The following is a 25608-nucleotide window of genomic DNA, read 5'->3' as shown; positions in this document are numbered from 1 at the left end:
TGGATCGCGATAGCGTCGCCGCACCAGGAACCGACGACCGACCGCATGGCTCCGGGCCTCTTCCCGGAGCCTCGAAAGAGTTTGTGCCACTTGGAGGTGAGGGTGTCCCAGATCGCAGGCGAGCCCGGGAATCAGGACTTCGTAGAAGTCCGGCTGCCCGCTGCGGGTGCCTACCTGTCGGTGCTGCGAACGGCCACGGCCGGCCTCGCGGCGCGCTTGGACTTCACTCTCGACGAGATCGAGGATCTCCGCATCGCGGTCGACGAAGCCTGCGCGATCCTGCTCCAGCAGGCCGTGCCCGGCTCCGTCCTCAGCTGCGTGTTCCGGCTCATCGACGACTCGCTCGAGGTGACCGTGTCGGCGCCGACGACGGACGGCCGCGCGCCGGAGCGCGACACCTTCGCCTGGACGGTGCTCTCGGCACTGGCCGGGAAGGTCGACTCCACGGTCGCCGATGACCGTACGGTCACCATCAGCCTCTACAAGCAGCGCGGCGCGGGACCCGGGCCGGCGTGAGCGACGGGAACGGGGACGGACCTGTGCGGGACGAGACGATCCGCCCCGGGGTGGTGCCCGCGACAGGCATCCCGGAGCAGCAGGCCCGGCCGCACCCGGTGGACGGGTCGGACGGGACGCAAGGCCGTACGGCCGCGGTGGAGCAGTCGCAGGCAGAGCGGACGGTCCAGATGAGCGAGCACGGGCATCACGATCCACGCGACCGCAGTGCGGCGCGGGCACTCTTCATCGAGCTGCGGGAACTGCCCGACGGCTCGCCCGAGAAGGCGGAGCTGCGCAACCGGCTGGTGCGGATGCACCTGCCGCTCGTTGAGCACCTCGCCCGCCGGTTCCGCAACCGCGGCGAGCCGCTGGACGATCTGACCCAGGTCGCCACGATCGGTCTGATCAAGTCGGTCGACCGGTTCGACCCGGACCGGGGCGTGGAGTTCTCGACGTACGCGACCCCCACGGTCGTCGGGGAGATCAAACGCCACTTCCGTGACAAGGGCTGGGCCGTACGGGTGCCCCGGCGCCTCCAGGAGCTCCGGCTCTCGCTGACCACGGCCACCGCCGAGCTCTCCCAGCAGCACGGCCGCTCTCCTACCGTGCACGAGCTGGCGGAGCGGCTGGGCATCTCCGAGGAGGAGGTGCTGGAGGGGCTGGAATCGGCCAATGCCTACAGCACGCTGTCGCTGGACGTCCCGGACACGGACGACGAGTCCCCCGCCGTGGCGGACACCCTGGGCTCGGAGGACGAGGCGCTGGAGGGCGTCGAGTACCGCGAGTCGCTGAAACCGCTGCTGGAGGGCCTGCCGCCGCGTGAGAAGCGCATCCTGCTGCTGCGGTTCTTCGGGAACATGACCCAGTCGCAGATCGCCCAGGAGGTCGGCATCTCGCAGATGCACGTCTCGCGGCTGCTGGCCCGCACCCTCGCGCAGCTGCGCGAGCGGCTTCTCGTCGAGGAGTAGACCGTCCCGGGGCAGACCGTCCCGGAGCCGGCCGCATAGGAACAGGCCGTCCAGGAGCAGTGCCCGGGGCTCAGGCGTCGGGGGTCGTACGCGGCCCCCGGATGCCCAGCGCCTGAGTGGTCGTCGGGCTGAGCAGCAGTGCCAGGGCCGTGACGGCGACGGCCGCGAGGACGACACCCGCCGGGATGAGCGCGCCCTGCGCCCGCAGCAGCGTCCAGGCGACCGGCAGGGCCATCAGCTGGGTGACGAGCGCGGGCCCCCGGCTCCAGCCGCGCCGCAGCAGCAGCCCGCGAGCGGCGCACAGCGGGATCAGGCCGAGTGCGACGAGGGTCAGTCCGCCCATCTCCGCCTGCTGGGGGCTGTCGGGACGGCCGAGCAGCCCCATGACCACCATGTAGATCCCGCCTACGGCGAGCGCCGCCCCTTCGAGGGCGTTGAGTCCGGCCACGACGGCGATCCTGCCCGGCTTCTCCGGTCGGGCCGCCGACGGGGAAGAGGGCGTGTTCTCCTGAATGCTCACGCCATGCAGACTGGCATCTTTTTCGGGTGAAAGTGAAGCCGGGGTCCGGAGCGCCCCGCAGGTGCACGGCCCGTCACCGGGTGTGAGCACAGGGATGCCGGCCGTCCGGCCGGTGTCCCGCGGTAGGTAGTCTGGCCGACATGCGCGCACTCCTTGTGGTCAACCCAGCTGCCACGACTACCAGTGCGCGGACCCGTGACGTCCTGATCCACGCCCTGGCGAGCGAGATGAAGATCGAGGCGGTGACCACGCAGTACCGTGGCCACGCCCGGGACCTGGGCCGCCGGGCCGCCGACTCCGACGACATCGACCTGGTGGTCGCCCTGGGGGGCGACGGCACGGTCAACGAGGTCGTGAACGGGCTGCTGCACAAGGGGCCGGATGTGGACAACCTGCCGAGTCTGGCCGTGGTCCCCGGCGGTTCCACCAACGTCTTCGCCCGGGCCCTGGGGCTGCCCAACGACGCCGTGGAGGCCACCGGCGCCATTCTGGACGCCCTGGAGCAGCGCAGTGAGCGCACGGTGGGCCTGGGCCTGGCGGCCGGCACACCTGGCACGGAGGACGAGTGCGTACCGGAGCGCTGGTTCACTTTCTGTGCGGGTCTGGGGTTCGACGCCGGTGTGATCGGCCGAGTCGAACAGAAGCGCGAGCGCGGTAAACGTTCGACGCATGCGCTGTACGTGCGCCAGGTGGCCCGCCAGTTCCTGGACGAGCCCCACAGACGGCACGGCCAGATCACGCTTGAGGTGCCCGGCCAGGCCCCTGTCACCGACCTGGCGCTGGCCATAATCTGCAACACCGCCCCCTGGACCTACCTGGGGAACCGCCCGATGTACGCCTCGCCGAGGGCCTCCTTCGACACGGCCCTCGACGTCCTCGGCCTGAAGCGCCTCTCCACCGCGGCGGTCGCCCGTTACGCGACCCAGCTGCTCACTTCGAGCCCGGAGAAGGGCCCGCACGGCAAGCACGCGGTTTCACTTCATGACCTCACCGACTTCACCTTGCATTCAAAGGCTCCACTACCCTTCCAGATGGACGGCGACCACCTGGGACTGCGTACGAGCGTGACGTTCACAGGCGTACGCCGTGCACTGCGTGTGATTGTGTGAGTGGAAGCGCCCAAAGTCCTTTGACTCGAACGTTTGGGCTGGCCCCCACCCCATGGAAGTACGGCTGTGACCGAGTCGACACCGAGGAATCAAAAAAAACTTTCCAGAAGGGGTTGTATCCGCAGCCGAGGTTTGCGAATCTCTACATGGCGATCGGGACGGCCCGCAACACCGGCCTCCACTGAAAGCCAGAACCCCTCCTCACTGACAAGACCACAACCAGTTCATCTGGAAGTCGGCCCTGTGTCTGTGGAGGGATTCGTGAAAGCGTTCACATTCACAAGCCACGAGCTTGAAGTACCGAGGAGAGGTAGCAGCCATGGACTGGCGTCACAACGCCGTTTGTCGTGAGGAAGACCCGGAGCTGTTCTTCCCCATCGGCAACACCGGTCCTGCGCTGCTGCAGATCGAGGAAGCCAAGGCCGTCTGCCGTCGCTGCCCCGTCATGGAGCAGTGCCTGCAGTGGGCGCTCGAGTCCGGCCAGGACTCCGGCGTCTGGGGTGGCCTCAGCGAGGACGAGCGCCGCGCAATGAAGCGCCGTGCCGCTCGCAACCGGGCGCGCAACGCAAGCGCCTGACCGACGCCACCCGCTACGAGCCTCAGCCCGGCGGCGCGTACAGAGCGTACGCACAGCCCCGCCTTCGAGTCGCAGCGCGCAGTACCCCGTAGCGCATAGCAACGCACATGCCAAGCAGTGGGCCCGGACCGTCACCACGGTCCGGGCCCACTGCTGTGCGCCGCCCCGGCGTTCGGCTACTTGTCCGAGACCACCGGGATGTCCAGGATCACCTGGGTGCCGTGTTCCGGACCCGGGACCATGTCGAAGCTGCCGCCCAGCTCGCTCTCCACCAGGGTCCGCACGATCTGGAGGCCGAGATTGCCGGCCCGCTTCGGGTCGAAGCCCTCGGGCAGTCCGCGCCCGTCGTCCGACACGGTGATCAGCAGCCGGGCGTCGGACGGCGCTCCGCCGCGCACCGCCGAGACCTCGACCGTGCCGCGCTCCGCCACGGTGAAGGCGTGCTCCAGGGCGTTCTGCAGCACCTCGGTGAGGACCATCGAAAGCGGAGTGGCCACTTCCGCGTCCAGGATTCCGAAGCGTCCGGTGCGACGGCAGGTGACCTTGCCCGGGGAGATCTCCGCGACCATCGCGATGACCCGGTCCGCGATCTCGTCGAACTCGACCCGTTCGTCCAGGTTCTGAGACAGCGTCTCATGGACGATGGCGATCGAACCGACGCGCCGTACCGCCTCGTTGAGCGCCTCGCGGCCCTGCTCGGAATCCATCCGGCGGGACTGGAGGCGCAACAGGGCGGCCACCGTCTGGAGGTTGTTCTTCACCCGGTGGTGGATCTCCCGGATGGTGGCGTCCTTGGTGATCAACTCCCGCTCGCGGCGGCGCAGTTCGGTGACGTCCCGCAGGAGGACGAGCGACCCGATGCGGACGCCCTTGGGCTTGAGCGGGATGGCCCGCAGCTGGATGACGCCGCTGGCGCACTCGACCTCGAACTCGCGGGGTGCGTACCCGCTGGCCACCTTGACCAGGGCCTCGTCCACCGGCCCCCGGGACGGGGCGAGTTCGGCCGTCGTCGTGCCGAGGTGGTGGCCGACGAGATCGGAGGCGAGGCCGAGGCGGTGGTAGGCGGAGAGGCCGTTGGGGCTGGCGTACTGGACGATGCCGTCCGCGTCGAGCCTGATCAGCCCGTCACCGACCCGCGGCGACGCGTCCATGTCGACCTGCTGGCCCGGGAAGGGGAAGGAACCGGCGGCGATCATCTGGGCCAGGTCGGACGCGGACTGGAGGTAGGTGAGCTCCAGCCGGGACGGCGTACGGACGGTGAGGAGGTTGGTGTTGCGGGCGATCACCCCGAGGACGCGGCCCTCGCGGCGTACGGGGATCGACTCGACCCGTACGGGCACCTCCTCGCGCCACTCCGGGTCGCCCTCGCGCACGATCCGGCCCTCGTCCAGCGCGGCGTCCAGCAGGGGGCGCCGGCCGCGCGGCACCAGATGGCCGACCATGTCGTCCTGGTAGGAGGTGGGCCCGGTGTTGGGCCGCATCTGCGCGACGGACACATAACGGGTCCCGTCGCGGGTGGGGACCCACAGGACGAGGTCGGCGAAGGAGAGGTCGGAGAGCAGCTGCCACTCCGAGACCAGCAGATGGAGCCATTCGAGGTCGGTGTCGCTCAGGGCTGTGTGCTGGCGGACGAGGTCGTTCATGGAGGGCACGTGTGCGAGCGTACCCGTGGATACTCGGAGGTTCCGAACCGATCGGCCCTCGGCGACGTGAGGGAGGGCAGGCGGTTGGTTTCGCCGAATCGTGGTGCACACGGATGGACAGGGGCGATTGGTCTAGTCCACAATGCACGAGAAGACCTCCGTTCTCCCCGCACAGGAGAACGGATCGAGGCACCCGGCTCTCTCTGCCCTGACTGCGCCGGTGCCTCCTCGGCCGGGGGAACCGCACACCACCGGCCGGTCTCACTCCGGGCTGCGGTGCCGGACGGGCTGAGGGTCCCGTCCTGGCGCCGCGGCCCGCGGGTGTTCCCGGGGGCGTGGCTTCTTTGGCCCCGGCTGTCAGTGGGTTTCGGTGACCTTGGCCAGGGCGCGGGGCGCGTCCGGGTCCTGACCGCGGGCGATCGTCACCTCATAGGCCAGCATCTGGAGCGGCAGGATCTCCAGGATCGGCTGGAGTTCCTCCGGCACTCCCGCCGTCGGCAGCGCGAACCCCGCCGACGCCGCGTCCACCTGGACCTGGGGGCCGACCACGAAGAGGTCGGCGCCGCGGCCCCGCAGCCGGTCCAGGACCGGCTGGAGCGCGTCGCCGCCGCGGCCGTCCGGGACGACGGCGATCACCGGGGAGATGTTGTCGACCATGGCGAGGGGACCGTGCAGCAGGTCGGCGCCCGAGTAGGAGAGCGCCGGGATGTAACTCGTCTCCATCAGCTTCAGGGCGGCCTCCTTCGCGGTGGGGTAGCCGTACCCCCGCGAGGTGATGACCATGCGCTCGGCGAAGCGGTAGCGCGAGGCGAGTGACCTGACCTCGTCCCTCCGCGAGAGGATCTGCTCCGCCAGACCGGGCAGTGCCCCGGCGGCCGCCTCGCCGTCGCCCCCGGCCAGACCGTCCACGAAGAGGTGGAGCGCCAGCAGGGAAGCGGTGTACGTCTTGGTGGCCGGCAGGGCCTTCTCGGGGCCCGCGAGGATGTCGATGCTGTGTTCGGACACGGCGGCGAGCGAGGAGTCCGGGTTGTTCGTCACCGCGAGGGTGATCGCCCCGGCCGCACGGGCGGCCTTCGTGGAGGCGACCAGGTCGGGTGAGCCGCCCGACTGGCTGACGGTGATCATCAGAACGTCCGTGAGGTCCGGCCGGGCACCGTACGCCGTCGTGGTCGACATCGAGGCCAGACCGCAGGGCAGGCCGAGGCGGATCTCCAGCAGGTACTTGGCGTAGAGCGCCGCGTTGTCCGATGAGCCGCGGGCCGTCAGCAGGACGAACCGGGGCTTCTTCGCCGCGATCCCGGCGGCCACCTCACGGATACCGGGGGCGCCCCGCTGGAGGATGCGACGCAGCATGGCCGGCTGCTCGGCCATCTCGCCGGACATGATCCGGCCGGGCTGCTCGCCCTGGCCGTGCTGCACGGCCGAAGAGGTGGCGGACATGAGGTGCCTCCCGTGCGGTGGGTGCGTGCGGGCTCACACCCGCCGGCTCGGACAAGTCGACCACGGCCCGGCGGACGTCCGCCAGCGGGAGAACCGGGCCGGCCGGTGGCTGAGCGGTTCACCTCCGAGCTGCCCGGTTCTGCTAGATTGGAGGCTGATTGGTCTATACCACATGACTCCACCTTTCAGATCGGCAGGCACAGCGTGGAAGTTGTCATCGTCCCGGACGCCGCGGCAGGCGGCGAGCTCATCGCGGAGGCCATCGGCGCCCTGCTGAGCCGCAGGCCCGACGCCCTGCTCGGCGTTGCCACCGGCTCGACCCCGCTGCCCGTCTACCGGGCGCTGGCCGCCAAGGTGCGCTCCGGGGCCGTGGACGCCTCGCGCGCCCGCGTCTGCCAGCTCGACGAGTACGTCGGCCTGCCGCCCGGCCACCCCGAGTCGTACCGCTCGGTGGTGCTGCGTGAGGTCGTGGAGCCGCTGGGCCTCTCCGAGGCGTCCTTCATGGGCCCCGACGGCTCGGCCGAGGACGTCCAGGCGGCCTGCGAGGCGTACGACAGGGCCCTGGCCGAGGCGGGCGGCGTGGACCTCCAGCTGCTCGGCATCGGCACGGACGGCCACATCGGCTTCAACGAGCCGTGCTCCTCGCTGGCGTCCCGGACCCGCATCAAGACACTGACGGAGCGGACGCGGATCGACAACGCGCGTTTCTTCGACGACGACATCGACCAGGTGCCGCACCACGTGATCACGCAGGGCATCGGGACGATCCTGGAGTCGCGCCATCCGATCCTCCTCGCCACGGGTGAGGGCAAGGCCGAGGCGGTCGCCCAGACGGTGGAGGGGCCGGTCGCCTCGATCGTGCCGGCGTCGGCGCTGCAGCTGCATCCGCATGCCACGGTCGTGGTCGACGAGGCGGCGGCTTCCAAGCTGAAACTGGCGGACTACTTCCGGGCCACGTATGCGGCGAAGCCGGCGTGGCAGGGGCTTTAACCTCTTTTCGTACGAGGGCCGGGACACCGCGGGGGTGTCCCGGCCCTCGTGCGTGCGGCGCCTCCGTCGCGCGGCGAAGCGCTTTGTCCTCGACCGCCGGGCGGGCTCCGCAACGACCCGCCGGACGGCTCGGCGGGGCCCTTACATGGGCTCAGCCCCGGCCTGCCCTTGCGGGCGGGCGGGGGCTGAGGTCAGGGGGCGGGCGGATCAGGTGGTGGCGGTCAGGGCTTCCGCCGCTGCCACGCCGCACACCCGCGCCGCACCGTGCGTGGCGATGTGCAGAGCGCCTCTCGGTTCCGCCTGCGGGAGGCCCATCTCGACCACGATCGTGTCGGGACGCGCCGCGAGCAGGGCGTCGATCGCCTCCGCCATCCATCCGTGCCGGTGGACGTCACGGACGACCGCGACGATGCGGCGCTCCCCCGCCGCCCGCAGCGTGTCGGCGGCCGGAGCCGGGCTCTCGGCGTCGTACGTGCCGGTTCCGGTGCCGGGCAGGAGGCGGGCCAGTTCGGCCGCGACGCCCCACGGGGTCTCGTCACCGACCGCGATGTTCGCGACCGGGGTGAACGCGGCGACGTACGCCGGGCCCGTCAGCCGTGCGCCGGTGCCGGTGACCCGTACGGCACGGCGGGCCGCCACCAGGCCGATGTCGGCGCTGACTCCGGTGCCGGGCGCGGTCCCCTCCTGCACTGCCGCGCCCGGCTCCGAGACAGCCCCCCCGGTCCCCCGCGTCCAGGACGCGAGAGCCCGTACCCGGGCGGCGGCGTCCGCCAGCCGCTCCTCGGACAGGTCTCCGGCGCGTACCGCCGATACCAGGGCGTCACGCAGCCGCAGCACCGTGCCCTCGTCGACCAGCCCGCCGCCGACACAGATCGCGTCGGCGCCCGCGGCGATCGCGAGGACGGAGCCCCGCTCGATCCCGTACGTCGCGGAGATGGCCTGCATCTCCATGCCGTCGGTGACGATGAGGCCCTCGTACCCAAGTTCCTCGCGCAGCAGACCGGTGAGGATCTGCGGGCTCAGCGTCGCCGGGCGGTGCGGATCGAGTGCGGGAAGCAGGATATGCGCGCTCATCACCGATTTGGAACCCGCCGCGATGGCTGCCCGGAAAGGCACCAGTTCACGGGCGTGCAGAGTGTCCAGGGACACCTCGATGGCCGGCAGCGCGTGGTGGGAGTCGACCGCCGTGTCGCCGTGCCCGGGGAAGTGCTTGGTGCAGGCGGCGACGCCCGCGGCCTGGAGCCCCTCGACGTACGCGGCGGTGTGCCGGGCCACGAGGTGCGGGTCGGCGCCGAAGGACCGTACGCCGATGACCGGGTTGGCCGGGTTGGAGTTGACGTCCGCGGACGGCGCCCAGTTGAGGTTGACGCCGCATTCGGCGAGCCGGCGGCCGAGCTCCCGGGCGACGGCCCGGGTGAGCGCCACGTCGTCGACCGCGCCGAGGGCGAAGTTGCCCGGGAAGGAGGAGCCGTGACGGACCTCCAGCCGGGTGACGTCACCGCCCTCCTCGTCGATCGCGACGAGGACGTCCTCCCGCTCCGCGCGCAACTGGGCGGTCAGTGAGGCGAGTTGGCCGGGCGACTGGATGTTGCGTCCGAACAGCCCCACGGAGGTCAGCCCCTCGCCGACTCTGCGCAGCAGCCAGTCGGGGGCGGTCGTACCGGTGAATCCGGGCTGGAGCACCGCGAGCGCGTCGCGCGTGAGGGTGTCCGTGGTGGTTACGAGGGTGGTCATGGGGCCTTATCCCTTCACGGCGCCTGAGGTGAGACCCGTGGCCATCTTCCCCTGGATGATCATGAAGAAGATGACGACCGGAATGGAGATGAGCGTCGAGGCGGCCATCAGGGCGCCGTAGTCCGTACCGCGTTCCGTGGTGAAGGTCATCAGCCACACGTTGAGCGTGTACTTGGAGTTGTCGTTGATCAGGATGTACGCGAAGAGGTACTCGTTCCACGCGTTGACCAGCGCGAAGATCGACGCGGCGGCGAGTCCCGGTGCGAGCAGCGGGAAGATGACGCGGCGGAAGGCCCCCATCCGGGTGCATCCGTCCACCATCGCGGACTCCTCCAGCTCCACGGGGATGTTGATCACGAAGCCGCGGATCATGATCGTCGCGAAGGGCAGCGTGGAGACCAGGTAGACGACGATGAGTCCCCAGTACTCGTCGATACCGCCCATGGCGTTGAGCTGGAGGTAGATCGGGATCAGCATCGCGGTCGGGGGGAGCATCTGGACGAGGATCATCACCATCATCAGCGCCTTCCGCCCGAAGAAGCGGAAGCGTCCGATGGCGAGGGCCGCGAGCGTCGCGATGATCATGCCGCCGACCACCGCGGTGACGGAGACGATCAGGCTCGACTGGATCGCGGTGCCGAAGTTGTCCTGCTTCACCGCGCGGGCGAAGTTGTCGAAGGTGAGCGAGGAGGGCCAGAGCGTCTGGTCGTAGGACCGGATCTCGTGGTTGGGGCGCAGCGAACTGATGATCAGCCAGTAGACCGGGAAGGCCATGAGCGCTGCCGTCACCAGGGCCAGGATGTTGTAGCCGAGGCGGTTCCTCGTGCGGTCGGGCCGCAGGACCTGGGCAGGTGTGTTCGGGGCTGTGGAGGTGCTCATTCGACCTCTCCCGTCTTGATCAGCTGGCGCAGGTAGTACACGGCGACACCGGAGAGCATCAGGACGGTGATCAAGGCGATCGCACTGCCCTGGCTGAAGGAGGTGGACTCGAACGCCTTGGAGAAGGAGTAGAGGCCGAGGGTCTCGTACTCGGGTTCGGGCTTGTTGCCGCGCAACAGCCAGATCTGGCCGAAGACGTTGAAGTCCCAGATGACCGACAGGGTGGCGACCATGGTGAACACGGGCTTGATGACCGGCCAGGTCACGTAGCGGAAGACGCCGAACGCGGTGGCCCCGTCGAGGGAGGCCGCCTCCTCCAGTTCCTTGGGGACCTGGGTGAGTGCCGCGTACATCGTGATCACGACGAACGGGATGGCGCCCCAGACGACCAGCAGCGTGATGATGCCGAAGCCCTGCCAGGGGTCGAGGAACCAGTTGTGGCCGAGCCATTTCTCGTCGCCTGTGAGGTCGGCGAGGAGCGTGTTGATCAGGCCGTAGTCGGAGTCGGCCAGCCAGCGGAAGACCGAGGCGGCGACCATCAGCGGCATCGACCAGGCGGCGATCAGCGCGACGGTGAGGATGAGCCGTGCCCAGGTGGACAGGCGCAGCATCATCAGGGAGATCAGCAGGCCGATGCCCATGGTCAGCACCACGCAGACCGCCATGAAGACGATCGTGCGGCCGGTGACCTGCCAGAACTCGGGGTCGCCCAGGATGTTGGTGAACTGGTCGAAGCCGACCCACGGCGTCTCGCCGTTGCCCCACAGGGCCGCCCGGCCCATGTCCTGGAAGGACATGATCACGGTCTTGGCCAGCGGGTAGACGTATACCGCGGCGATCGCGAGGATCGCCGGCAGGATCAGGAAGTACGGAAGGAGTTCACCCTTCTTCCGCTGCCTCTTGGCGCGCGGGGCGTCCTTCACGGGGGACGAGGGCCCGGTCACTTCCGGACCACGTGGTACGGGTACCGGAGGCGGCCCGGCGGCCTTGGTGTCGGCGGCAGTCACGTGGCTGACCTTCCATCGGGATTCCGGGGGCTGCACCCGGAGATCACGGCATACGTCTAGGAAGAAAGCGGGGGCCCGGTGCGTGCCGGGCCCCCGCCTGGAGAGCCGGAGGCCCTGGGGTGCTACTTGTTGATCAGCGCGTTGATCTCGTCGTCGGCCTTCTTGGCCGCGTCGGCGACCGAGGTGCCCTTGAGGATCGCCAGGAGCATGTTCTCCAGGACCTCGTCCTTCTCGATGGACGTCCAGCCCGGCGCGATCGGCGTGAACCAGGCGTCCGGCACCGCGTTGGCGATGGCGGCCGTCTCGGGCTTGGCCTTGAGCGGCTCAAGCTGCTTCTCGTTGTTCGGGAGGATGTTCTTGGAGACCAGCACCTCCTGCGACTTCTCGCTGGTGAAGAGCGAGACCCACTCCTCGCCGAGGTCGGTCACCTTGGACTTCGCGGTCACCGCGAGGTCCGAGCCACCGATGAAGGACGGCAGCGCCTTGCCCTCGGGGCCCGGCATACCGGCCGTGGCGATCTTGCCCTCGAGCTTCGGGTTGCCGTTGTTGGCGCCGTCGGTGACCGAGCCGGACTCCCAGCCGTTGCCGTAGATCAGGGCCGCCTTCTCGTTGGCCATGACGTTGGCGTGGTCCTGCTCGTCCTTGGTGATGTCGGCCTTGTTGTACTTCTTCACCAGGTTGATGAAGTGCTCGATGCCCTTCTGGGACTCGGCGGAGGAGAGGTTGCCCTTCCACTCCTTCGCGCCCTCGTCGTACTCGGCGATGGAGCCGCCGTACGCCGCGACGTAGGACATCGCCGCGTACCAGTAACGGCCCGGCAGGTAGAGGGACGAGAAGCGCTTGTCCTTCTTGCCCTGCTCGGCCGAGACCTTGTCGAGGGCGGTGAGCATCTCGGCCTCGGTCTGCGGAAGGACATCGCTGCCCGTGCCGGCCTTGAACATGTCCTTGTTGTAGATCGCCACCCGCGCACCGGCGTAGTAAGGCACGCAGAACTGCTTGCCCTCGAAGGTGCAGGTGTCCTTCAGACCCTTGATCCAGGTATCCGAGTTGTCGTACTTCTTGGGGTCGATCTCGGCGAGTGCGCCGTTCAGGATGTACTGCATCGTCTCGGTGTTGCCGAGCTCGACGACATCCGGGAACTTGTCGCCGCCCAGGGCGGTGTCGAGCTTCTTGGCCTTGTCCGCCCACTGCTGGTACTGGACGTTGACCTTGACCTTCGGGTACTTCTTCTTGAACTGCGCGTTGACGTCCTTGACCAGTTCCGGCCAGGTGCTCTGCGCATCGACCATCAGCCAGACGGTCAGTTCCTCGGAGCGGTCCTTCGCGTCCTTGGATGCGTTTCCGCTGTCCCCACCACATGCCGCAATACCGGACATCATCGCCGCGACGCCGACCGCCGCTATGAGCTTGCGCTTCATGCACCCTCCTCAGGGATACCAGCAACCCCCCGCCCACCGCGGAAACGTACGACGAGTACTGCCTGTGGGGCTGGGACTTGGTCTTTAATGGTTTAGACCAGTACCGGGAGCTTGGCCTAGACCTTTAGGGGTGTCAAGGGTGTATAAGAAGTGCACTCGCGTCCGTTATCGGACCGACACCTGAGAGAGGGCGACGACCCGTGACCGGACCGTGCCACCATGTGAGCCGCTATAGACGGAGGAGCCGGTGACGGCAGCAACGCAGCAGTCGGGAAGGCGGGCCATGGGCGCCGACGGGGGCAGTACGGAGAACGAGACCGGTGGGGGTACGCGTACGGCACGCGTCCCGAAGTACTACCGGCTCAAGCGCCATCTGCTCGACATGACCGACACCTTGCCGCCCGGGACCCCGGTACCCCCTGAGCGGACCCTGGCCGCCGAGTTCGACACCTCGCGCACCACGGTGCGTCAGGCGCTCCAGGAGCTCGTCGTGGAGGGCCGGTTGGAGCGCATCCAGGGAAAGGGGACCTTCGTCGCCAAGCCGAAGGTCTCCCAGGCGCTCCAGCTGACCTCGTACACCGAGGACATGCGCGCGCAGGGGCTGGAACCCACGTCCCAGCTGCTGGACATCGGATACATCACGGCCGGCGACGCGCTCGCCGGCCTGCTCGACATCACCGCGGGCGGCAGGGTGCTGAGGATCGAGCGGCTGCGGCTCGCCAGCGGTGAGCCGATGGCGATCGAGACCACCCACCTTTCGGCCAAACGCTTTCCCGCGCTGCGCCGTTCGCTGGTGAAGTACACCTCGCTCTACACCGCGCTCGCCGAGGTGTACGACGTGCGCCTCGCGGAGGCCGAGGAGACGATCGAGACCTCGCTCGCCACCCCGCGCGAGGCCGGGCTGCTGGGTACGGACGTCGGCCTGCCGATGCTCATGCTGTCCCGGCACTCCATCGACGGAGACGGTGAACCTGTGGAGTGGGTGCGCTCGGTGTACCGCGGCGACCGCTACAAGTTCGTGGCCCGCCTCAAGCGGCCCACCGACTGAATACACCGCACCATCCGCCGCGGCCCCACCCTCCGTCGCGGTGGCACACGTACGGCCCCCGTGGAATCACCCCTCCACGGGGGCCGTTCCCATGTCCGGCGCCGAAAGGCGTGAACCGGACCACGACTTCGCGCGTGAGTCCCACCGAGACAACACCGTTGCACGACCGCAATACGGACAGGGGGTGACGTTGGACGGACCCCTCGCCTAGATTTCGTGCGCATTACACCAGGTGACAGCGAGGGGACGGAGCACCACATGCCCGAAAGTACCGCCGGAAAACGACCAACGATCACCCCCGTTCGGGTGATCATCGGCCTCTGCCTCATCGCGCCGTTCGTGGCGATGCTCTGGGTGAGCTCGTACGCGAAGGTGGAACCCACCTTTATCGGCATCCCGTTCTTCTACTGGTACCAGATGCTCTGGGTCGTCATCTCGACCGCGCTGACGATGGTCGCGTACACGTTGTGGCAGCGTGACCAGCGCGCCCGCAAGGGAGGTGCGTCAGCATGAAGGACGGCGTGAACGGCGTGGCACTCGCCGTCTTCATCTTCTTCTTCGTGGCCGTCACGGTCATCGGCTTCATGGCCGCCCGCTGGCGGAAGGCCGAGAACGAGAACAGTCTGGACGAATGGGGCCTGGGCGGCCGGTCGTTCGGCACCTGGGTCACCTGGTTCCTGCTCGGCGGCGACCTCTACACGGCGTACACCTTCGTCGCCGTCCCCGCCGCGATCTACGCGGCGGGAGCCGCCGGCTTCTTCGCCGTCCCCTACACGATCCTGGTGTACCCGCTGATCTTCACCTTCCTGCCGCGTCTGTGGTCGGTGTCGCACAAGCACGGATACGTCACCACCTCGGACTTCGTCCGGGGCCGCTTCGGCTCGAAGGGGCTGTCGCTGGCGGTCGCCGTCACCGGCATCCTCGCCACGATGCCCTACATCGCGCTCCAGCTCGTCGGCATCCAGGCGGTTCTGGACGTGATGGGCGTCGGCGGCGGCGAGACCACGCACTGGTTCATCAGGGACCTGCCGCTGCTGATCGCGTTCGCGGTGCTCGCCGCGTACACCTACTCCTCGGGGCTGCGGGCGCCCGCGCTGATCGCGTTCGTGAAGGACGGGCTGATCTACCTGGTGATCGCCGTGGCGATCATCTACATCCCGATCAAGCTGGGCGGCTTCGACGACATCTTCGCCAAGGCGGGCGAGGCGTTCGCGACGAAGAACGAGACCGCGGGCAAGCCCGTCGCGGGTCTCGTCCCGGGCGAGATGGGCCAGTGGGGCTACGCCACCCTGGCGCTCGGTTCCGCGCTCGCGCTCTTCATGTACCCGCACTCGATCACCGCGACGCTCTCCAGCCGCAGCCGTGACGTGATCCGCCGCAACACCACGATCCTGCCCCTGTACTCGCTGATGCTGGGCCTGCTCGCGCTGCTCGGCTTCATGGCGATCGCCGCCGGGGTCAAGGTGGACAACGGCCAGCTGGCCATCCCCCAGCTGTTCGAGAACATGTTCCCCGCCTGGTTCGCGGGCGTCGCCTTCGCCGCGATCGGCATCGGCGCGCTCGTCCCCGCGGCCATCATGTCCATCGCCGCGGCGAACCTCTTCACCCGCAACATCTACAAGGACTTCCTGAAGCCCGACGCGACCCCGGCGCAGGAGACCAAGGTCTCCAAGCTGGTCTCGCTCTTCGTGAAGGTCGGCGCGCTCGCCTTCGTACTCACCATGGACAAGACGGTCGCCATCAACTTCCAGCTGCTCGGCGGGATCTGGATACTCCAGACGATGCCCGCGCTGGTCGGCGGCCTCTTCACCCGGTGGTTCCACCGCTGGGCCCTGATCGCGGGCTGGGCGGTCGGCATGCTGTACGGGACGGTCGCCGCGTACGGCGTGGCGAGCCCGACGCAGAAGCACTTCGGCGGCTCCTCCAAGGAGATCCCCGGCATCGGCGAGATCGGTTACATCGGTCTCACCGCGTTCGTGCTGAACCTGGTGGTCGTGGTCGTGATGACCTTCGTCCTCAACGCGCTCAAGGCGCCGACCGGGATCGACGAGACCTCCCCGTCCGACTACACGGCGGACGCGGGCGACCCGGGCGTCAAGACCGTGCTCCCGCCCGCCACGGTCGGTGCGCCGGGCGGTCACTGACCCGCCGGCCGGACACCGTTCACGGGCCGCCGCGACTCCGCGGGAAGACGCGGCGGCCCCTCGCACGGACACCGCCTCGTCGGCGAGGCCGAGTCCTGGACGCCGACCGGCGCGGTGGACGACATCCACGCGACACAAGATGTGGGGGCTGCCTCGATGGGCAGCCCCCACATGTATGCTCGTGCTCGCTGTCGCCGCAGGGGAATCCGGTGCGAATCCGGAACTGTCCCGCAACGGTGTGATCGGTGTGCTTTCGCCCATCCGAAGTCCGAAGACCTGTCGGCAGCGCGCCCGGTTCGACCGGACCGGGCGCAGAGACGTCCGGGCCTCGCGGATGGGCCGGTGGACGCCGTACGCAGTGCTGCCGCCCCCGGCCCCGCGCTGCCCGGCTGCCCCCGTTCCCCGCCGGCCCGGAGCCGAGCGAGGGAGAGCGCCGCGGTGACCATCGCGCCAGCCGATCCGGTTTCAGCAGAAGAGAACGCCGGGACCACCCATGCCACGACGGACGCCCCCGGGACCGCCCTGCTGCGGACCCTCACCGACCTGACGGCGGATCTGCCCGACACCGACCCCGGCCGCGTCGCCGCCGCGGCGCTGCGCGGCCGCAACGCCGGGTCCGACGAGGCCGGGCTGCGCTCACTGGCCACCGAGGCCGCCGCGGGCCTGATCTCCGAGGACCCCTCCTACTCCCGGCTCGCCGCCCGCCTCCTCACCCGCACCATCGCGGACGAGGCGGCCGGGCAGGGCGCGCTCTCGTTCTCCGCCTCGGTCGCCGTGGGGCACCGCGAGGGTCTGATCGCGGACCGCACGGCCCGGTTCGTCCGCGTCCACGCCTCCCGGCTCGACGCCCTGGTCGGGGCCGCGCTCGTGGGCGGGGCCGACGACCGGTTCGGCTACTTCGGGCTGCGGACCCTCTACAGCCGCTACCTGCTGCGCCACCCGCTGACCCGCCAGGTGATCGAGACCCCGCAGCACTTCATGCTGCGCGTCGCCTCCGGTCTCGCGGAGGACGGCTCCCCGGACGCACTGGACGAGGTCGCCGCGCTGTACGGCCTGATGAGCCGCCTCGACTACCTGCCCTCCTCCCCCACGCTCTTCAACTCGGGCACGCGCCACCCCCAGATGTCCTCCTGCTATCTGCTGGACTCGCCGCTGGACGAGCTCGACTCGATCTACGACCGCTACCACCAGGTGGCCCGGCTCTCCAAGCACGCGGGTGGCATCGGCCTCTCGTACTCCCGTATCCGCGCCCGCGGTTCGCTGATCCGGGGCACCAACGGGCACTCCAACGGCATCGTGCCGTTCCTCAAGACGCTGGACGCCTCGGTCGCCGCCGTCAACCAGGGCGGCCGCCGCAAGGGCGCCGCCGCCGTCTACCTGGAGACCTGGCACGCGGACATCGAGGAGTTCCTCGAACTGCGCGACAACACGGGCGAGGACCAGCGGCGTACGCACAACCTCAACCTGGCCCACTGGATTCCGGACGAGTTCATGCGCCGCGTCGAGGCGGACGGCCGCTGGTCGCTGTTCTCGCCCGCCGACGTGCCCGAGCTGACCGACCTGTGGGGCGACGACTTCGACGCGGCCTACCGTGCCGCCGAGGCGGCCGGGCTGGCCCGCAGGACGATGCCGGCGCGCGACCTGTACGGCCGCATGATGCGTACGCTCGCGCAGACCGGTCAGGGCTGGATGACGTTCAAGGACGCCTCCAACCGCACGGCCAACCAGACCGCCGAGCCGGGCCGGGTGGTCCACTCGTCCAACCTGTGCACCGAGATCCTCGAAGTGACGGACGACGGCGAGACGGCCGTCTGCAACCTCGGTTCGGTCAACCTCGGTGCGTTCGTGGCCGGCGGGGACATCGACTGGGAGCGGCTGGACTCCACGGTCCGTACCGCCGTGACCTTCCTGGACCGGGTCGTCGACATCAACTTCTACCCGACCGAGCAGGCCGGCCGTTCCAACGCGCGCTGGCGTCCCGTGGGACTGGGCGCGATGGGCCTCCAGGACGTCTTCTTCCAGCTGCGGCTGCCGTTCGACTCCCCCGAGGCGCGGGCGCTGTCCACCAAGATCTCCGAGCGGATCATGCTCGCCACGTACGAGGCGTCCTGCGATCTCGCCGAGCGCTCCGGCCCGCTGCCCGCCTGGTCGCAGACCCGCACCGCCCGTGGCGTGCTGCACCCCGACCACTACACCACCGAGCTGCACTGGCCGGAGCGCTGGGACGCCCTGCGCGCCCGGGTCGCCACGACCGGTATGCGCAACTCCCTCCTCCTCGCCATCGCTCCGACGGCGACGATCGCCTCGATCGCCGGGGTCTACGAGTGCATCGAGCCCCAGGTCTCCAACCTCTTCAAGCGCGAGACGCTCAGCGGGGAGTTCCTCCAGGTCAACGCCTACCTGGTCGACGAACTGAAGGCGCTCGGTGTGTGGGACGCGCGGACCAGGGAGGCGCTGCGCGAGGCGAGCGGTTCCGTCCAGGGCTTCGCCTGGATTCCCGAGGAGGTGCGGGCGCTCTACCGCACGGCGTGGGAGATCCCGCAGCGCGCACTGATCGACATGGCGGCGGCCCGTACGCCGTTCCTCGACCAGAGCCAGTCGTTGAACCTGTTCCTGGAGACGCCGACGATCGGCAAGCTCTCCTCGATGTACGCGTACGCCTGGAAGCAGGGGCTCAAGACGACGTACTACCTGCGCTCGCGTCCGGCGACCCGGATCGCCCGCGCGGCGTCGGCCGCGCCCGCTCCCGTTCCCGTACAGGCGGCCGCCCCCGACGCGGACGCGCTCGCCTGTTCCCTCGAAAACCCCGAGTCCTGCGAGGCATGCCAGTGACGAGCTCCCCCGAGACCAGGAACCTGCTCGACCCGGGGTTCGAACTGACTCTGCGGCCCATGCGCTACCCGGACTTCTACGAGCGCTACCGCGACGCGATCAAGAACACCTGGACGGTGGAGGAGGTCGACCTCCATTCCGACGTGGCCGACCTCGCGAAGCTGTCGCCCGGCGAGCAGCACATGATCGGCCGGCTCGTCGCGTTCTTCGCGACGGGGGACTCGATCGTCTCCAACAACCTCGTGCTGACGCTGTACAAGCACATCAACTCGCCCGAGGCCCGGCTGTACCTGTCCCGGCAGCTCTTCGAGGAGGCCGTGCACGTCCAGTTCTATCTGACGCTGCTCGACACCTATCTGCCCGACCCGGACGACCGCGCGGCGGCGTTCGACGCGGTCGAGGAGATCCCCTCGATCCGCGAGAAGGCGCAGTTCTGCTTCCGGTGGATCAACGAGGTCGAGAAGCTCGACCGGCTGGAGACCAGGGCCGACCGGCGCCGCTTCCTGCTGAACCTGATCTGCTTCGCCGCGTGCATCGAGGGGCTGTTCTTCTACGGCGCGTTCGCGTACGTGTACTGGTTCCGCTCCCGTGGGCTCCTGCACGGCCTCGCCACCGGGACCAACTGGGTCTTCCGGGACGAGACCATGCACATGAACTTCGCGTTCGAGGTCGTGGACACGGTCCGCGAGGAGGAGCCGGACCTGTTCGACGACGCCCTCCAGGAGCAGGTCACCGACATGCTGAAGGAGGCCGTCGAGGCGGAACTCCAGTTCGGCCGCGACCTGTGCGGCGAGGGTCTGCCGGGGATGAACACCGAGTCGATGCGCCAGTACCTGGAGTGCGTGGCCGACCAGCGCCTCACCCGCCTCGGTTTCGCTCCGCTGTACGGCTCGGAGAACCCGTTCTCGTTCATGGAGCTCCAGGGTGTCCAGGAGCTGACGAACTTCTTCGAGCGCCGGCCGTCCGCGTACCAGGTGGCGGTGGAGGGCTCGGTCGGGTTCGACGACGACTTCTAGCCCCTGGCCCAGCAGCCGATGGAGGGGCGCCATCGGCGGGCGGCGGTTCCACCGCGGCGGCACCGCGCCACCAGTCCGTACGGGCGCCCGGCACCACCCCGCACGCCTGCCGCCGGACCTTCCGCGGCCCGGGCGCGATGCACGAGGTGGCCTGCGGCGCCGGGACGCGAAGCCGCCCCGCCCGGACTCTCCCCGGGCGGGGCGGCTGTGCGGACGGAGGACGCGCGGGTCAGATCCCGCAGCTCGACGCCGACCAGAAGTGGCTGGGCCCCTGGTTGACGTGGACGTGGTCGCCGTGACCGGCGTAACCCGGGCCGAGTATCCCGTTGAAGCCGTGGTAGCGGGCCTGCTTGGCGAGGGTGCACAGCGAGTGCGGTCCCGAGCCGAGGTCGACCGCGTCACCGTACAGATGGCGGCTGTTCGAGGCTCCCCCGACCGCCGAGTTGCAGGAGTAGGACCGGAACCCGCTGGTGACGCGGATGGAGACGTCACCGAGCGCGTGCCGCAGCGCCTCCAGCTTCCACATCGAGCTCAGGGCGTTGGCCTTGGCCGTACCGGCGGAGACCGCTCCGCCCGCCCAGGTGCTGTTGCAGTTGTTGAGCTCGTCGTACGTGAAGTGGATCGGGGTGCAGTCGTCGTCCTGGAGCGCGTACAGCTTGGACTGGGTGGCGGCGCCCGCGACGCCGTCCGCTGTGAGGCCGTGGGCGGACTGGAAGCGCTTGACCGCCGCGGTGGTGGCCGGGCCGTACGAGCCGTCGACGGCGAGCACGGAGTTGTATCCGGGGTATCCGGCCACCCGGATCTGGAGCTGGGTGACGTCGTTGCCTGTGGCGCCCTGCGAGAGGGTCCTGGTCCAGGTGAAGCAGCCGTCGGCCTGTGCGGGGCCTGCGGTGAGTACGGCCCCGCCGATGGCAAAAGTCATGGCCATGACAAAGCCGAGCAGAGCGTGTGCGGTCCGTCTGAGCATGGGGAGCTCCCTACCACGGTGAAGTGTTGGGGCTGAGACTGTCGGACGAGTCGACGCGCGTCAACTACGCCGTGGGAAAAGGCGGGTGACGCCCGGGGACGGGTACGGGGCCCTGCCACCGGACGCACCGGTGCCGGGGCCCCGCCCGGGCGCGGACCGTCAGTCGTTGGGGACGACCTCGTAACGCGGCGTGCCCTCGGCCATCTGCCGCAGCGCGTCCTTGCGGTCCCGCTTGGAGAGCCGGTCGATGTACAGGTAGCCGTACAGGTGGTCCGTCTCGTGCTGGAGGCAGCGCGCGAAGTAGCCGTTGCCCCGCACCCTGACCGGGTTGCCCCTGGCGTCCTGCCCGCGCACCACCGCGTAGTCGGGGCGGGCCAGCGCGGCGTACGCCGTCGGCACGGAGAGGCAGCCCTCGTTGGAGTCGTCCAGGACCCGCTCCCCCGGCGGCAGCTCCTCCAGGACCGGGTTGCAGATCGCGCCGACGTGCCGGGCCCCGTCGTCGTCCATGCAGTCGTAGACGAAGACCTTGAGGTCCACACCGATCTGGTTGGCGGCCAGGCCCACGCCCTCCGCCGTCCGCTGGCTGGCGAACATGTCGTCGATCAGCCGGGCAAGCTCGTCGTCGAACGCGGTGACGTCCTTGCACTCCTTGTGCAGCACCGGGTTGCCCACGACCGTGATCGGCCGCGAGGTACCGCGCTCGCGGTACGCCGCCTCACGCGCCTCGCAGTCCTCGGTGTCGATGAGGAATCCCTCGTCGTCGACACTGATCTGCTCGTCCGTCTCCTGCTGCGCCATGTCCGCCGTACGCCTTCCTGCAAACCTGGAACCCGAGAACCTCGGGATAACCGGCACCGGGATTCGGTGCCCGTACAGCCTACGGGCACCACTCAGCAGACTTCTTCGAGATCCCGCCACTCCCGGCTGTCCGGGCTGTCCGCGACCCAGCCGTCCAGCAGCCCGCGCACCAGCCCGCGGGCGCCGCGAGGCCGCATTCACGCTCCGGAACCCACAGGTCGCCGGCCGTGCGGTGGCCCAGCGGACCCGGATGGCCCGGCTCGCTGTGGTCGTGCGGATCGAGGTGCTCGCCGTCACCCTCGTCGCTCTCCATCCTGCTCTCCGAGCAGGTCCGGCAGAGCAGCCGTACGGACGAGGACCAGTCCTCGGCGGCGAACCCGGCGTCGGAGGCGAGCTGCTCCAGCGCGTCCCGGTCCGCCTCGGTCGCGGCCTCCAGGAGCACCACCCAGGTGGGTACGGGGGAGGGCGCCCACAGCTCGATCTCGTCGAAGACGGGGTACGAGGGCCCGGCGGCGGTGACCCGCTCACCGTGCGGCACCCCGTCGTGCAGGACGACCTCGCCCCAGCGCCGCCCCGAGGAGGGCAGCGGGATCGAGAGCACCTCCATCCGGGCCGGGTCCAGCCTGCGGCCCCAGACCACCTCGGACTCACCCTCGGGCGACAGCCGTACCGCGGCGCTGCCCAGCTCCATGCCGAGCGGCTCGCTGGTGGCCGCCGCGCCGTGCTGCCCGTCGCCCGGGACCTTGAGCCCGTATGCCTGCCAGGCCCTGCGCGCCAGCGGCCAGTCCTGGAGCGCGGTGGCCGCGATGCCGACGTTCCACCAGTCCGGCGCCCCGGACTCCCGGTCCAGGAGCGCGACGGCCCGCAGACCCGCGGCCCGCGCCTGCTCCCAGTCGTGCCTGAACTTGTGCAGCAGCGCCAGGTTGAACCAGGACTCGGAGAGCCAGGGTTCCAGGTCGACCGCACGCGTCAGCAGCGCCCCCGCGTCCTCGTACCGGCCGTCGCCGATCAGCGTGAACGCGCGGTCCGTGGCCTGCCGCCAAGAGGCGGAGGGCCGATGCCGTACCTTCCCGAAGATCCTCACGATTCCCGCCTGTCCCGACTGGACACCCTCGTCTTCCGCTCTACTTTCGCATCCAACCATGCCCGGCCGGACGCCCGCTCATTACCCATGGGTTACCCGGGCCGCAGCGCGGTCGGACCGCTCCGTGCCAGGACTCCGGCCAGCGCTTCCACGACCTCGGGCTGGTAGTCGTGACCGGTGCCCAGCCTGAGCTGTTCCAGAGCGCCGAGCGGCCCGATGACGCTTGCCCCGCACAGGTCGTCGTATGCGTTCACCGCCCGGACGATCCTGGCGGACAGCGGCTGTTCCCGGTAGGGGTCGGCCTGCCGCTCCACCACGACGGCCACCGCGGTGTCCACGCCCGTCTGGCGGACCACGGCCCCGCCGAGCAGCGCGATCCGGCGCTGCTCGGCGGCCGGCAGGGTGGCGGTGGCGCCCCCGGCCACCGGGTCCACCAGGGAGAGCTGACCGATGTCGTGCATCAGCGCCGCGTGCTCCAGGACGGTCAGCTCCCGCCCGGACAGGCCCAGCTCCCGGCCCACCGCGGTGGAGAGCTCGGCGACCCGGCGGGCGTGCCCGTGCGGGGTGTAGCCGGCGATCTCCGTGGCACGGGCCAGGGAGGCGATGGTCTGCCGGTAGGTCGTACGGACGGCGGCGTACCGGCGGTAGGACACCTGGGTGAGGAGCAGGGGGACGCACAGGACGGGCAGCGCCCAAAGCCCCGCGACCGCGACCCCGATCGCCATGACGGCCCCGGTCGCGCAGACCGCCGAGCCGATGCCGAGGAGGGCCCGCAGCTCGTCGCGGAGCAGCGGTCCGTAGGGATAGCGGGTGCGGGCCCGCAGCAGCAGGGCGGCGAGCACCGCGTCGCACAGCGCGGTGAGGGCCAGCAGCAGGAGCAGGAAGAGGGCGAAGTACGGGCCCTCGCCGAACCAGCGGGCGGACTGGCCGGAGTTGTGGAGCGGCTGGAAGCACACGGCGGCGAAGGCGACGCTGAGCATGCGGCGGGCCGCCAGGTCGGGGCCGGGTCCGTTGCCGCGTGCCACGTGGGGCACGGCGGCGAGGAGCTGCGCGGCGACGACGACGGCGATCACCTGGAAGACCCCGTGGGTGGTGGGCTCACCGGCGCTGGGGCCCAGGAGGGCGTACGCGAGGGCTCCGGCGGCGCCGAGGGGCGCGGGCTCCCGCTCACCCCGTGGGGCGCCCCAGCGCGCCAGCTCGCCGGTCGCCACGAGGGCGCCGAAGGCGAGGGCGTGGCCGGGGTCGGCGATGCCGTACCAGAGGGTGTGCGCGAACGCGGCGAGAGTGAGGACGAGCGCCGCCCCGTGGACGGCCGTCACGGCCCGGGGCACGCCCCACCGCCCCTCCCCCGTCTCATCCGGGACGCTCCGCCGACCTGCGCACCGCATCGGGCACGTCCGGGCCGCCGTCAGCCGCGTCGGGCCCGCCCGGCGGCGGGGCAGGAAACGGCGGCCGGACACCGCCGGCGCCGCCGTCCCTCGACCCCGGCACCGCCACCTCGTCCGCCGTGACGGCGGTCGTCGCGCCCGACCACCCGTGCCGCGCCAGCCCCCGCACCAGCGCCCCCACCATCTGCGGGTCGAACTGGCTGCCCGCGCACCGTTCGAGCTCGGCCAGGGCGGCCGGGACGGGCCGTCCCCGCCGGTAGGAGCGGGTGGAGGTCATCGCGTCGAAGGCGTCGGCGACGGCGACGACCCGGGCGAACTCGGGGATCTGCGGGCCACGGAGGCCGTACGGGTACCCGCTGCCGTCGAGCCGTTCGTGATGGTGCAGGATCGCCGACCGCGCCTCGTCCAGGAAGCCGATGCCCCGGACGATCTCGTGCCCGTACTCCGGATGCAGCTCGATGACCCGGCGCTCCTCCGGGGTCAGCGGGCCGTCCTTGCGCAGGACCCTGGTGGGGACGCCCAGCTTGCCGACGTCGTGCAGGATGCCCGCGAACCGGAGGGCTTCCAGCCGGCTCTCCTCCATGCCGAGCTCGCGGGCGATCAGGACGGACGCCCTGCCGACCCGCTCGCTGTGCCCCCGGGTGTACTTGTCCTTGATGTCGACGGCCTGCACGAGCGCCCTGATCGTCGCCCGGTGGGCCGCGTGCTCACGGTGGTACTGGGCGAAGACCCAGCAGGAGATGTACATCGGCAGCAGCACGAAGAGCGCCGAGACCGGCCCGTACGGGCTGCGCCACAGGACCGCCGTCATCAGCCCCGCGAGCGCGTGCACCACGTGCGGCCCCAGCGAGCGGGACAGCAGCCCGCGCCAGGCGTGCCGGGCGGACTGGCGCTCGGCCGCGACCAGGATGCAGCCGTCCAGCGCGGTCAGGACGAGGGAGAAGACGAGCGCGGCGGCGCAGGCGGGCAGCAGGAGGTAGGGGAAGTCCGGCACACCCCGCTCACCGCCGAGCGCCCCGGGCCCGCCGAGCAGCGCGTATGCGCACGAGGCCGCCCACACGGTGAGCGAGAGCTGTGCGGCCCGCCAGAGGCGGCGGGCCGCGAAGGGCGGCTGCTCAACCCGGCCGGCGAGCGCGCCCGCTACGGGGACCAGGGCGGCGGCGGCCGGGTGGAGCAGGAAAGCGGCGGCGAGCAGCAGCGGAAAGAACGCGCCGGGGCCGACCGGCACGGAACTGCCGAAGAAGGGGCAGCGGCCGGGAAGTTCACAGACCAGGTAGACCACGGCGAGCAGGCCGAGCGTGCCCCAGGGGGTGTCCGCACCGGGGGCCCACGCGGGCAGGGAGCACAGGACCGCGCACCCCACCGCCACCGCGACGCAGACGCGTGCCGCTCCCGCCGTGCTCCTCACCCGTACCGCCCGCCCGCCGCATGGTCGATGGAGGCGCCAGGCTAGCGAGTCGGAGGGGCGGCCGGACCTCGATGAGTCCGATTAGCACATTCGGGTGATGCGCCAGAGGTTCGGGTGGCACGCCGGAGGGCACGCCGTGG

At 70.2% G+C, this 25608-nt stretch carries 21 protein-coding genes, 1 pseudogene and 1 riboswitch; of the genes and pseudogenes, 10 read left to right on the top strand and 12 right to left on the bottom strand.

The window, feature by feature from the left end; translation table 11 throughout:
* Positions 1-102: 102 nt before the first annotated feature.
* Both Sfulv_RS19600 and Sfulv_RS19595 read left to right on the top strand, forming a co-directional pair.
* The gene (locus Sfulv_RS19600) at positions 103-516 is read left to right on the top strand and encodes an ATP-binding protein (protein ID WP_173315837.1); all 414 of its coding nucleotides are present in this window, start codon (positions 103-105) and stop codon (positions 514-516) included.
* Positions 513-1466, top strand: coding sequence for an RNA polymerase sigma factor SigF (locus Sfulv_RS19595; protein WP_371874689.1), 954 nt, complete (start codon positions 513-515; stop codon positions 1464-1466). Before Sfulv_RS19600 ends, Sfulv_RS19595 begins: the two co-directional genes overlap by 4 nt.
* Before the next feature lie 70 nt (positions 1467-1536).
* On the opposite strand, the gene Sfulv_RS19590 is transcribed toward Sfulv_RS19595, so the two are convergent.
* Positions 1537-1914 carry a hypothetical protein gene (locus Sfulv_RS19590; protein ID WP_371874722.1) on the bottom strand — a complete coding sequence of 126 codons (378 nt, stop codon included), beginning with the start codon at positions 1912-1914 and terminating at the stop codon, positions 1537-1539.
* A gap of 212 nt (positions 1915-2126) precedes the next feature.
* Here Sfulv_RS19590 and Sfulv_RS19585 point away from each other — a divergent pair, with 212 nt between their 5' ends.
* Both Sfulv_RS19585 and Sfulv_RS19580 read left to right on the top strand, forming a co-directional pair.
* Entirely contained in the window at positions 2127-3095 is a 969-nt protein-coding gene (locus Sfulv_RS19585; protein WP_173315833.1) for a diacylglycerol/lipid kinase family protein, read from the top strand.
* Between the two features lie 319 nt (positions 3096-3414).
* A complete protein-coding gene (locus Sfulv_RS19580; protein ID WP_003953983.1) occupies positions 3415-3672 on the top strand; it encodes a WhiB family transcriptional regulator in 258 nt (85 codons plus the stop codon).
* A 176-nt stretch (positions 3673-3848) separates the two neighbouring features.
* Here Sfulv_RS19580 and Sfulv_RS19575 read toward each other — a convergent pair whose 3' ends face one another.
* The gene (locus tag Sfulv_RS19575; protein ID WP_173318030.1) at positions 3849-5315 is read right to left on the bottom strand and encodes a sensor histidine kinase; all 1467 of its coding nucleotides are present in this window, start codon (positions 5313-5315) and stop codon (positions 3849-3851) included.
* A 357-nt stretch (positions 5316-5672) separates the two neighbouring features.
* Complete coding sequence (locus Sfulv_RS19570) at positions 5673-6755, bottom strand: SIS domain-containing protein (RefSeq protein ID WP_173315831.1); 1083 nt, start codon at positions 6753-6755, stop codon at positions 5673-5675.
* Between the two features lie 204 nt (positions 6756-6959).
* Between Sfulv_RS19570 and nagB the strand changes: the two genes are divergently transcribed.
* Positions 6960-7745 carry a glucosamine-6-phosphate deaminase gene (nagB, locus tag Sfulv_RS19565; protein WP_173315829.1) on the top strand — a complete coding sequence of 262 codons (786 nt, stop codon included), beginning with the start codon at positions 6960-6962 and terminating at the stop codon, positions 7743-7745.
* Between the two features lie 207 nt (positions 7746-7952).
* Here the strand turns inward: nagB and Sfulv_RS19560 are convergent, their stop codons facing one another.
* The 4 genes from Sfulv_RS19560 to Sfulv_RS19545 all read right to left on the bottom strand — a co-directional run bounded on the left by Sfulv_RS19560 (position 7953) and on the right by Sfulv_RS19545 (position 12783).
* Positions 7953-9479, bottom strand: coding sequence for a glycoside hydrolase family 3 protein (locus Sfulv_RS19560; RefSeq protein WP_173315827.1), 1527 nt, complete (start codon positions 9477-9479; stop codon positions 7953-7955).
* A 6-nt stretch (positions 9480-9485) separates the two neighbouring features.
* Entirely contained in the window at positions 9486-10358 is an 873-nt protein-coding gene (locus Sfulv_RS19555; protein WP_173315825.1) for a carbohydrate ABC transporter permease, read from the bottom strand.
* Complete coding sequence (locus Sfulv_RS19550) at positions 10355-11365, bottom strand: carbohydrate ABC transporter permease (RefSeq protein WP_173315823.1); 1011 nt, start codon at positions 11363-11365, stop codon at positions 10355-10357. Before Sfulv_RS19550 ends, Sfulv_RS19555 begins: the two co-directional genes overlap by 4 nt.
* Before the next feature lie 122 nt (positions 11366-11487).
* Entirely contained in the window at positions 11488-12783 is a 1296-nt protein-coding gene (locus Sfulv_RS19545; protein WP_173315821.1) for a sugar ABC transporter substrate-binding protein, read from the bottom strand.
* Between the two features lie 283 nt (positions 12784-13066).
* Here Sfulv_RS19545 and Sfulv_RS19540 point away from each other — a divergent pair, with 283 nt between their 5' ends.
* The 5 genes from Sfulv_RS19540 (at position 13067) to Sfulv_RS19520 (ending at position 19823) form a co-directional block, all read left to right on the top strand.
* Complete coding sequence (locus Sfulv_RS19540) at positions 13067-13831, top strand: GntR family transcriptional regulator (protein ID WP_173318028.1); 765 nt, start codon at positions 13067-13069, stop codon at positions 13829-13831.
* Between the two features lie 258 nt (positions 13832-14089).
* Positions 14090-14344, top strand: a complete 255-nt coding sequence (locus Sfulv_RS19535; RefSeq protein WP_173315819.1) for a DUF3311 domain-containing protein — start codon at positions 14090-14092, stop codon at positions 14342-14344.
* Positions 14341-15975: a monocarboxylate uptake permease MctP gene (gene mctP, locus Sfulv_RS19530; RefSeq protein WP_173315817.1), complete on the top strand. Its 1635-nt coding sequence runs from the start codon at positions 14341-14343 to the stop codon at positions 15973-15975. Before Sfulv_RS19535 ends, mctP begins: the two co-directional genes overlap by 4 nt.
* Before the next feature lie 175 nt (positions 15976-16150).
* Positions 16151-16273: riboswitch (cobalamin riboswitch) on the top strand.
* A 140-nt stretch (positions 16274-16413) separates the two neighbouring features.
* On the top strand, positions 16414-18807 hold the full coding sequence (locus tag Sfulv_RS19525) for a ribonucleoside-diphosphate reductase subunit alpha (protein WP_173315815.1): 2394 nt from the start codon (positions 16414-16416) through the stop codon (positions 18805-18807).
* The gene (locus Sfulv_RS19520; protein WP_173315813.1) at positions 18798-19823 is read left to right on the top strand and encodes a ribonucleotide-diphosphate reductase subunit beta; all 1026 of its coding nucleotides are present in this window, start codon (positions 18798-18800) and stop codon (positions 19821-19823) included. The genes Sfulv_RS19525 and Sfulv_RS19520 overlap by 10 nt, the downstream gene beginning before the upstream one ends.
* 229 nt (positions 19824-20052) lie before the next feature.
* Here the strand turns inward: Sfulv_RS19520 and Sfulv_RS19515 are convergent, their stop codons facing one another.
* From Sfulv_RS19515 to Sfulv_RS19495, 5 genes and pseudogenes are all read right to left on the bottom strand, one after another.
* Positions 20053-20790, bottom strand: a complete 738-nt coding sequence (locus tag Sfulv_RS19515; protein WP_173315811.1) for a D-Ala-D-Ala carboxypeptidase family metallohydrolase — start codon at positions 20788-20790, stop codon at positions 20053-20055.
* A gap of 159 nt (positions 20791-20949) precedes the next feature.
* Positions 20950-21588 (bottom strand): peptide deformylase, encoded by a 639-nt coding sequence (gene def, locus Sfulv_RS19510; protein WP_173315809.1) that lies wholly within the window; start codon positions 21586-21588, stop codon positions 20950-20952.
* Positions 21589-21680: 92 nt separating this feature from the next.
* A pseudogene (locus Sfulv_RS19505) lies at positions 21681-22672 on the bottom strand (tetratricopeptide repeat protein).
* 92 nt (positions 22673-22764) lie between these two features.
* The gene (locus Sfulv_RS19500; protein WP_371874688.1) at positions 22765-24060 is read right to left on the bottom strand and encodes an HD-GYP domain-containing protein; all 1296 of its coding nucleotides are present in this window, start codon (positions 24058-24060) and stop codon (positions 22765-22767) included.
* Entirely contained in the window at positions 24026-25468 is a 1443-nt protein-coding gene (locus Sfulv_RS19495; protein WP_173315805.1) for an HD-GYP domain-containing protein, read from the bottom strand. Before Sfulv_RS19495 ends, Sfulv_RS19500 begins: the two co-directional genes overlap by 35 nt.
* Between the last annotated feature and the right edge of the window lie 140 nt (positions 25469-25608).

It is taken from the genome of Streptomyces fulvorobeus (assembly GCF_013167895.1).
Lineage (GTDB): Bacteria > Actinomycetota > Actinomycetes > Streptomycetales > Streptomycetaceae > Streptomyces > Streptomyces fulvorobeus.
The sequence above is the reverse complement of the archived record's forward strand: the minus strand, read 5'-3'. Positions and strand labels throughout refer to the sequence as shown.